The sequence below is a fragment of the Acidiferrobacterales bacterium genome (genome assembly GCA_028820695.1).
GTDB lineage: Bacteria > Pseudomonadota > Gammaproteobacteria > Arenicellales > JAJDZL01 > JAJDZL01.
In genome coordinates this window covers 1-8,895 of the sequence record JAPPIB010000021.1, presented here as the reverse complement: position 1 = coordinate 8,895, position 8,895 = coordinate 1, and the positions used below count along the sequence as shown (strand labels likewise).

The window sequence follows — 8,895 nt, the reverse complement described above, 5'->3', positions numbered from 1 at the left end:
GGGGATTATATACTTGATTGCCCATATTGTTTATCGTATAATCCGGCCAGTATTTGATAATTGGTTAACTTCGCACTCAGATGGCAAGCAAAGCACCAGGCAAGCACTTCAGAAAAGGCATTTCGTTGCCAGATCTATTCCGAATTTTTCCCGACGATGATGCGGCTCAGGCATGGCTTGAGCAGCAACGTTGGGGTGGCGAGCCCTGGTGTCCCCATTGTGGCTCATTCAATGTCAGGAGCAACCGTCATAAATCCATGCCCTGGCGCTGTTGCGAGCGTGAGTGCCGGAAAAGGTTCAGCGTCCGGGTTGGAACTCCTCTTTACAAGTCGCCTCTTGGCTATCAGACTTGGGTTGTGGCGATTTACCTGCTTACCACGTCCTTGAAATCGGTTTCCAGCATGAAGCTGCACCGGGATCTCAATATCACTCAGAAGACAGCATGGTTTCTAGCTTATCGGATCAGGGAAGCATTTAGCGATAAAGACGAAACCCTGTTCTCTGGACCAGTTGAAGCAGATGAAGCTTATTTCGGCGGCAAACGCCACAATATGAGCAATACCAAGCGCAAGGAGTTGAAGGAAACTAGCGCAGGCCGGGGTTCTATCAGCAAGACACCCGTTGTCAGCGTGAAGGACCGGGCGACGAATGAAATTCGCGCTCAGGTTGTGGACAGTACTGATGCGGAGACCCTTCAGGGCTTTGTGCTGTCAAACACCTCTATCGAAGCGACAGTCTACACTGACGACGCAGCTGCTTACGATGCCCTTCCGCGCCACCATGAAAGCGTCAAACATTCGGTTTCTGAGTATGTCAGGGATCAAGCGCATGTCAATGGAGTAGAGTCTTTCTGGTCTACCCTTAAGCGGGCGCACAAAGGAACGTTCCACAAGCTTTCCCCGAAGCACCTTGACCGATACGTTCAGGAGTTCGCTGGCAGGCACAACATCCGCTGTCAGGACACGCTGATTCAGATGGGGCATATTGTCCGGGAAATGGATGGGAAATATCTGCCTTATGCCGGCCTGAAGAAAGATACGGGACTTTCATCAGAGGCGAGAGCATGAGGTTTTACCGCTTGGAAGCCATGGCATTCGAATTTTGTTTGCTTGCTTGAATTGAACCCCTTTCGGTAGACGAATAATATCAATGACAGGAAATCACAGATCAATTCCGCAATCGTCGCACGGACGCTCCGTCCACCGGAGAGATGCTGGCGATGTTCCAAGCACAGTCAACAAGCCGTCGGTTCGGAACCTCCTTGACGAGCTGACCGAGGTGCTGCAGTCCGAACAGTCATTTATCTCAGATGGGGAAATCCTGAAGAATGCCGTGATTGAGGCCGCATTAAGCTTGCGTCCTGATTTTCTGGAGTTGCTGATGCGGTCCGAGTCGATCAAGAGGCATTTCTTCACTGAGATAGGGGGGGGGTACAAAGAAGGTTCTTGTCTTCGATAAGGTGAAGTTCCGGGACTTCGTGTCCAACAAGGCTTTTCTGCCCGACAGCTACACTGCGTTCAAGAACCGTATCGGCCTGACGGACAGGCGTGGTAACTATCTGAGCCAGTCTCGCGACGTGGTGCTTACCTGGCCCTACAAGGACTGCGTTCTGGAAGGCGGCATGACAAAGGAAGACCGTGGGCGGGACGAGATTTTCTGGAACACCACACTGGCTCCGGACGATATCACACGGCTGTTTGAGCCAAAGGTGTTCACCGGCTGGGAACGCTGGGACCAGGAGGCGGTGAAAGAAGGATCACCCAAGTCTGTCGGGGAAATCCGAGACGACGACAACCTGCTGATAAAGGGCAACAATCTGCTGGTGCTGCATTCGTTGAAGGCACGCTATGCCGGAAAGGTGAAACTGATCTATATCGATCCGCCCTACAACACCGGTAATGACGGGTTTCGATACAACGACAGGTTCAATCACTCGGCCTGGCTGACGTTCATGCGGAATCGACTTGAAGTGGCAAAAGAGCTGCTGAGAGATGATGGGCTTCTTTTCGTTCATTGTGATCGCAATGAGTTTGCCTACTTAAAAGTATTGATGGACGAGTTGATGCATGACGGTGTATTTGTTGAGTGTATTACCGTAGTCAATAACCCTGGAGGAAGAGACTATGGGGGAATAGCCAATATGCATGAATACATTCTTTGTTATGCCAAGAAAAAAAATTATCAACTAAATTTGATCAATGATCCTGAGAGGACTTTGCCTTTTGAGGATAGCACAGGTAGATTTGAAATACGGGAACTTCGTAACAGAAACATTACCTTCAATGAAGATAACCGCCCTAATCTAGTCTACCCGTTTTATGTGAACCCAAATAAAATTGATAATTCCGGACTTTACACCTTAAGCCTTAAGAAGAAAAAAGGATGGATACAAGTCATGCCAGCAAAATCTCAAGGCATTCAAACCGTATGGCGGTGGGGAAAACCCAAGTCTCAAAACAATTTAAATTTGAACATCAAGGCGAAGTCAATGTCAGGTGGACGCTTTCAGATTGTAGAAAAATATCGCGAAACTCGCCGGAGAGTGCGATCGGTTTGGTGGGATAAAGAGGTGGTTTCGGCACGAGGAACGAAACATATCAAACAGCTTGTAGGGGCTCCGCAGTCATTTACTTTTCCTAAGCCCGAAGAAACAATTAGTAGAATTATTGAAATGGCGACAGAAGTGGGAGATCTGGTTTTGGACTTCTTTGCCGGCTCGGGTACAACGGCTGCCGTAGCACAAAAAATGGGCCGGCGATGGATCACTATCGAGCAAATGGATTACATTCACGATTTAACTGCGGCGCGACTGAAGAAGGTTCTTGAAGGCGAACAAGGTGGTATCTCTAAATCCGTCACATGGCATGGCGGCGGATCCTTCGTGTATGCCGAACTCGCTGCCTCCAACTCCGCTATTTTTGATCGTATCGCGACCGCATCAGACATTGCTACACTGCAGAATATTTATACAGACATTCAGAACATTGGCATTTTGCGCTACGATCTGGACACAAGTGCCTTTGATATCAACGACTTTTCATGCTTGGCATTACATGATGCCAAGAACGTACTGATGAGTTGTCTTGATGCCAATCATTTCTACGTCAATTTAGGTTCAGTAGACGATGTAGACTTCGACATTCCAGCCGAAGACTCTTGTGCCACACAGTCATTCTACAGAATCAAAAGTGAGCAATAGAATTTCTGACCTTATTTCGCCGGAACTTCTATTCCAATCTACTTGATTTTCTCGTCTCAGGTCTCGGGGACGCTCCGCCTTTCAGCAACATCTTTGCCGCATTCTCTGGGGAAGTTTTGATCCTTAAATCAGTGACGTATCGGGAAGAACGAGGCGGGATCATCTGCTCCATTGCTTCTTCAATTATCTGAAGCTCGTTAACTATGGAATCGCAAACCTTATTAAAGTGCTCTGTAAAGCTGCCATGTTTTTTTTGTGCATTTTGAGCAAGCGAGTTGGCTGTTTTTTGAGATGCGTGCGCTCCTAATTTATTGCGAATCAATTGGGATTCACGCAGTCCGTTTAGTCTGCAACCGCTTCTCTGGCTTGAAATGGAATCTAATACTTTCTCAATTAGAGCGAGGCTTTTTTCGTCACCGTCATAGGCAATTGAATGCTCATCAAGTAAAGAACGAATATATGATATGTTGAAACCCTCAATAATCAACTTTGACAAATTCAAGAATTCCCGCCCCCATTCGTCGCGGCCATTCGTGTATGGCGTACTCACTTTATTCAACAAATCTTTACTAAGTAACTTCCAGAAGCAATGTTTCTGAACATCCCAATTTCTTAAACGAATCAAAATTCTTTGTAGTGGAGGAATCTGATCAGTCCGTTGATTTAAAAAGTCATTCTCTATTGCACGCCTGGAAATTGATGCCTTTGGTGATTCATTAAAACTTTTCCAATATGTTTGTTCAGAATACGGAAGATGCCGAAGATCACACAGATATGCGTGTACCTGTTTTGCTTCGTTTACATCGTATCTCAAACTCCAAGTAGCACGACAGAAAATTTGGCGATCCTCAATTGTGTACTTGTCGGAGTCAGATTTGTATTTTGCCAGTACTTCTGAGCGAAAAAATGCTGGGGAAAGCTCAAAGGGAAGTGAGTTGTTCTCAGTTTGGAAATAGTTTGTTGTTGCGCTCGGTTCAGCGGACACTTCAGTAATTGACTTATTTCGCCAGTCATCTATCAAGAACGATGCATATTGCTTGTTATCACCAATGCCAAAATCACTGCATAATACTGTGAAAATTTCGGAGCGAGACCTCTTGGGAGTAATGATCTGAACACCACGGCAATAACCTGCCATCTCATTGATCTTTTGTTTGTAAGCTAAATTTTCCTTATCTTCAATTACCTCTGCTTCCTGTCCAGACCAACCGGGAAAGCAATTTGAATTAAACATCGTGAAATCAAAAAGCTGTATCAGTGCACTGTCTGAAACTGCCAGATATTCCTCTAACTGACGCCGCGAGAATGATACAAACTCCACTTTTTTTTGATCGGTATGGGAAGAGACTGAAATCGCATTCTCTATATCTCCATTTTCATCAAATTGGCAATAACCACCATGTTCCTGCCGCCAGTGAATGTTCGCTAGATGTGTATACTCTTGATGTATCTCTAGGTAATGCTTATCGGTGCCACTCCAACCATCAAATATCCTCCCATAAACAAGTGGATGTCCATTCTCTAGAGATTTGGCACCAGCGCAGTGGGTACCCGTTTCTATCCAAACCTCTTTATTCTTGCCAAGTGTCCATGTGTAATTTGCCGTATTGTCATATGGACGAAGACTCCATTTCAACAAATCCTCTATATCTACTTTTGGCTTTAGATTCTTGTTTGGAATTACTAATGAGCGGACTAAAACTGAATTTGCAGACGCGAATATTATCAACTCATCCTCAGCGGCGTTCTGACGTAGAAATTTCAGATGTCTTTCACCACTAATCCACTTTAGATATTCATAACTGTTTACATCGGGGATTTCGCTTAGTGATGCTATTTTTTTGTAGGAAACTTTGTGCCAATGGCTTTTCATTCAATCATTTTCCAGCAACAATACAACCCGTAAACACGCATATATAAAATCCTCATGCAACTGTGTAATCACCCGTCATTCAGGAATTGATTGAATGCCTCATCGAAATCACTGCGACTCTGTCCAGATGCATTGAAGAAAGGGAGTCCATATACGGTGTAATCGCGTCCTTGAATTACGATTTCGATCGTTTTCAAAAATTCCTCTTTCCAACTATCGTGTTGTTTAAGATGATCCCCCTTCGGTTCAATAAATAGTTGCAGAACCGTTGTACCGGAAGTCTCTTCTTTCTCTTGCAGGAACAGAACGAAGTCTGGCTCAAACCCCTGTCCATTGTCGAATGCGAACAACTTGACCGCTTTCTCGTTTCGAAGCAAAAATATTTCATCATACCGATTACGCAATTGCTCAACTCGATCATTCAGGAATTTAATGAAGTGCTTTTCCTGGTCTGTGCCATAGTTGTCGTCATAGACATGCCAATCCTTGTTGGTCAAATCGATCTGATTCAGTCCGGAAATTTCACTTTCATTCCAACTTCGTCCAGATTCTCCCTTGGTTCGTAGTTTCAGGGTTTTGTCGGTGAAGCAGTCGCTGATTTTGCGCGCTTCAAACACCTTTGTTCCAATATAGTCTATGCTTTGTCGCTTCACGCTGTTCTCTATTTGTCGAAGAACATAATGGCTAATTTCCAGTTTTTGGTGTGCGTTGAGGCTTTCAAGGTTTTCTGACTTTCCTTCGACTGCGACTTTCACCCCGCCAAGATAGCTGTCTGAATTTCGAAACTCAGACTCACTGACAAGGTGTGGGAAGTAAAATTTCAGACTAGTAAAGTGAAAGAAGCTATTGGCATCCATTGCAAAGCGAAGGATGGCATTGCCAAAGTCTTTGAGGTTGAAGTTTTTTGTAATTGACTCGCTGACATCATCTTTTCCTTTCGTTGAACGAGTCCCAAAAACCGAATTCTCGGTCACGCGGCCTGTCATAAGTCTTGGGTAAGCGAAATCGACATCGACATCGTAGTCAGGTAGTCCCTTAATATTTTCACGTGTATTCTTAATACGTTCGTTTGTCCAAACATATCCGTTGGAATAAAGTGATGTCTTTTTGAAGCTGTCTTTTAATCGTAGCTCTACTTTTTTTTCAGTTTCATCCAGCAATCCAGTTTCCCGAAGGGCCATATTGATTTCTTGTATGTATTTTGGATTATGGGAACAGTGGTAATGTAGTTCTTCAATTATGCGCAGTGGGTGCATCACGTCACTGTCGTATTTTCGCTTCTCCGGTGTCGCCTCGAGTTGGTCAGAGGCAGTGAAAGGAAAATAGCGAGCTCCGCGACCGATCAACTGAGCCTCAGCCATTGTAGTTTTGCCCACTTTGTTGTCCCTAGCGTCGCGGGTGTCGTAAAGGCGCACGATGTCGAACAGGTTCAGAACGTCCCAGCCTTCATTCAGTTTATCCACAGCGAAAATTACACGCAGTTCATTCGATCGATCTTCAAGTGTATTAAGGTCTATCTGTCTTTTCTCCAAGTCTTCTGGTTTGTTCACATTTACAACTTTATCACCACCGAAGTCTCCCTGTAGTTCGAGTACAAAATCGCTCGCTTTAGCACCGCGCTCGTCCAAAATGAATGCAAATGCTTTCGAAATCGTCTCGTCTGTACTTTCTGAAGTCAATCTGAGATTTTCAAGGACATCTCCCGACAATTCGCGAACCATTTCTGTAAATGTGACATGGTTTGAATTCGATTCTTCAATTGTTCTTGATTTCATCAGTATCACAGGCTTGCAATGCAACCCATGATGCTCAGCGACCTTTCGACGGTATTGACTTAGAATGATCGCTTGCATCATTCGTTCTCTAGGCGGCAGATCAACCTGCCTTAAAGTAATATCCTTGGAATAACCGTCTTCACGAAATTTACGGAGGGAATAGTCATACAGAATCTTGTCACGGTATTTCTTCAAGATTGCTTCATGTTCGAGGTCTACTGTTGCAGTAAATTCCAGCAGAACATTTTCGTTATGTTGATTGAAAATAGCATTTACTGTATTTTCCCAACTTTCCTTACGCTCAGTCTCGCCTTGGTTCAGCCTATTCTTTGTTTCAGCATTCAAGTGGTGAGCTTCGTCCGAAATCATGACAACTTTGTGATCACGAAAATCTTCAATTGTGACAGCATTCTCCTGTGGTTCTCGCATTCGCGAATGCAGCCCCTGGACAGATGTGAAATGGATGTTGATCGACTCACTGCTTGCAGCATCAAAAACATCCACTGCGTGGATTTTGACGGGCTTCTCATTAATCCGCACATGCGACGAAAATAAATGTTTGGACGATGATGGATTAAGGAAATTATCCTTAGTCTTTTCGATGATTTGGGTGGAATTCACAAAGAACATGAAATTCCGGTATCCTCTTTGATAGAGGTCTAGAATCAAAGTTGCCATAAGCACCGTCTTGCCGCTGCCTGTAGCCATGTGGAAAAGTAGGTGCGGATTGGACGGTCGGTCACCATAGTTATCCATGTAATACAGCCAGCGCTTTACTGCTCCTTCCTGATAAGGACGCAACTTAATCAATGGTGCAAGGTTGTTGGTAATATGCGTCGGGATTTCGTTTTCAAGTCCCCTCAATTCATCCAGTCCATCAAATTTTTGAGTGAGGCTCTGACTCATTCTTCTAGCCCATAGAACGACCTTGTGATACGTGCATCTTCGTTCGAAACATCAAAATCCGTATCCCCTAGAGATCCGAGATTGATATACAGATGATTGGTGTCAAGACAGGCCATCAGCACACGCTTGGCATCATGCAGATTAAGATCAGTGAATTCATCGACATCATACTCGTTGAGGTCTACTTCGTAGCGCAAGAAGCCACATTCTTGAATGTCCGAATATATTCTAGTAAGAGCGGATGAGTCTTGTGAGGAAATAATGCGCTCAGCGAAAACGGAGTTGGAAGCGGCGAGTTCAGCAAAGACGAATGATCGGCCACCACGCCAATTAATGGCACGAGAAACACCACCTTTCTCCCCTTCAACAACTTTCTTAAGACGCGTAGCGGTTAATTCGTAAATGTAGTTCATCTGCTCTACGCCAATATATTGGCGTCCCATTTTATGAGCTACCGCCGCAGTTGTACCACTTCCCAAATGGTAATCCAAAACAATGTCTCCTTTCTGCGTCGTCATTTCAATTATGTGGCGCATCAACTCCTCGGGTTTAGGACTTTCGAATTCCTCTCGGGAGAATCCTAAGTTTCTTAATTGATCTTTTGCAGATTTCAATGACCCTAAATCCTGAAGCAAATTCTTGTATATTTTGGTACTTCCATACTTATAGTCATCCTCAAATTTCTTGATGAAAAACAATCCATCCTTTATTGCATACTTTTGCTTCGATACAAATTCTTCCATTTTACGCTTGCCATATGTCCAACGTTTTCCAGTTGGCGGACTAAAAACACCTTCTGGCGTTTCAATGTCGTAAGTCATGGTACGTCTCTCGTATTCGCCTTCTGCGGTCTTAATCGGCTGTTCCAAGTTATAGCCTGCACCATTTTCTTTAAATTTGTAAACTCGATCAAAAGTTTCTCTGTTCAGAACCACCGAACCAATTGATTTCGCAAATACAAGAATTGATTCTGTAATCGTGCCTATCGCCTCGGCTGTATTACTAGGATTCCCCTTCTTTTTCCATATGAGATTGACTATAAAGTTATCGCGACCAAATATTTCATCCATAGTCACCGATAAATAACCGGTTTCCGGTGATTCACCCTGATTACTTGGCGAGTGGCTGCATTGAACGCAAAT

General features: G+C 44.4%; 5 protein-coding genes and 1 pseudogene. 3 read left to right on the top strand and 3 right to left on the bottom strand.

What is annotated here, in order from left to right; genetic code table 11:
- Nucleotides 1-80 precede the first annotated feature (80 nt).
- From OXI60_02780 to OXI60_02770, 3 genes and pseudogenes are all read left to right on the top strand, one after another.
- Nucleotides 81-1,067, top strand: coding sequence for an IS1595 family transposase (locus OXI60_02780; protein MDE0308743.1), 987 nt, complete (start codon nucleotides 81-83; stop codon nucleotides 1,065-1,067).
- Between the two features lie 386 nt (nucleotides 1,068-1,453).
- Nucleotides 1,454-1,525, top strand: a pseudogene (locus OXI60_02775) (site-specific DNA-methyltransferase).
- Nucleotides 1,526-1,621: 96 nt separating this feature from the next.
- Nucleotides 1,622-3,199 (top strand): site-specific DNA-methyltransferase, encoded by a 1,578-nt coding sequence (locus tag OXI60_02770; GenBank protein ID MDE0308742.1) that lies wholly within the window; start codon nucleotides 1,622-1,624, stop codon nucleotides 3,197-3,199.
- A 28-nt stretch (nucleotides 3,200-3,227) separates the two neighbouring features.
- Here OXI60_02770 and OXI60_02765 read toward each other — a convergent pair whose 3' ends face one another.
- From OXI60_02765 to OXI60_02755, 3 genes are all read right to left on the bottom strand, one after another.
- Complete coding sequence (locus OXI60_02765) at nucleotides 3,228-5,072, bottom strand: hypothetical protein (GenBank protein ID MDE0308741.1); 1,845 nt, start codon at nucleotides 5,070-5,072, stop codon at nucleotides 3,228-3,230.
- Between the two features lie 68 nt (nucleotides 5,073-5,140).
- Entirely contained in the window at nucleotides 5,141-7,753 is a 2,613-nt protein-coding gene (locus tag OXI60_02760; GenBank protein MDE0308740.1) for a DEAD/DEAH box helicase family protein, read from the bottom strand.
- On the bottom strand, nucleotides 7,750-8,895 hold a 1,146-nt coding region (locus OXI60_02755; protein MDE0308739.1), incomplete at its 5' end, for a site-specific DNA-methyltransferase. The genes OXI60_02760 and OXI60_02755, both read right to left, overlap by 4 nt.

Bases quoted from the DNA above. Each gene is read 5' to 3' on its own strand.
- OXI60_02760 (MDE0308740.1), bottom strand. From the start codon at position 7,753: ATGAGTCAGAGCCTCACTCAAAAATTTGATGGACTGGATGAATTGAGG.
- OXI60_02770 (MDE0308742.1), top strand. From the start codon at position 1,622: ATGACAAAGGAAGACCGTGGGCGGGACGAGATTTTCTGGAACACCACA.
- OXI60_02765 (MDE0308741.1), bottom strand. From the start codon at position 5,072: ATGAAAAGCCATTGGCACAAAGTTTCCTACAAAAAAATAGCATCACTA.
- OXI60_02780 (MDE0308743.1), top strand. From the start codon at position 81: ATGGCAAGCAAAGCACCAGGCAAGCACTTCAGAAAAGGCATTTCGTTG.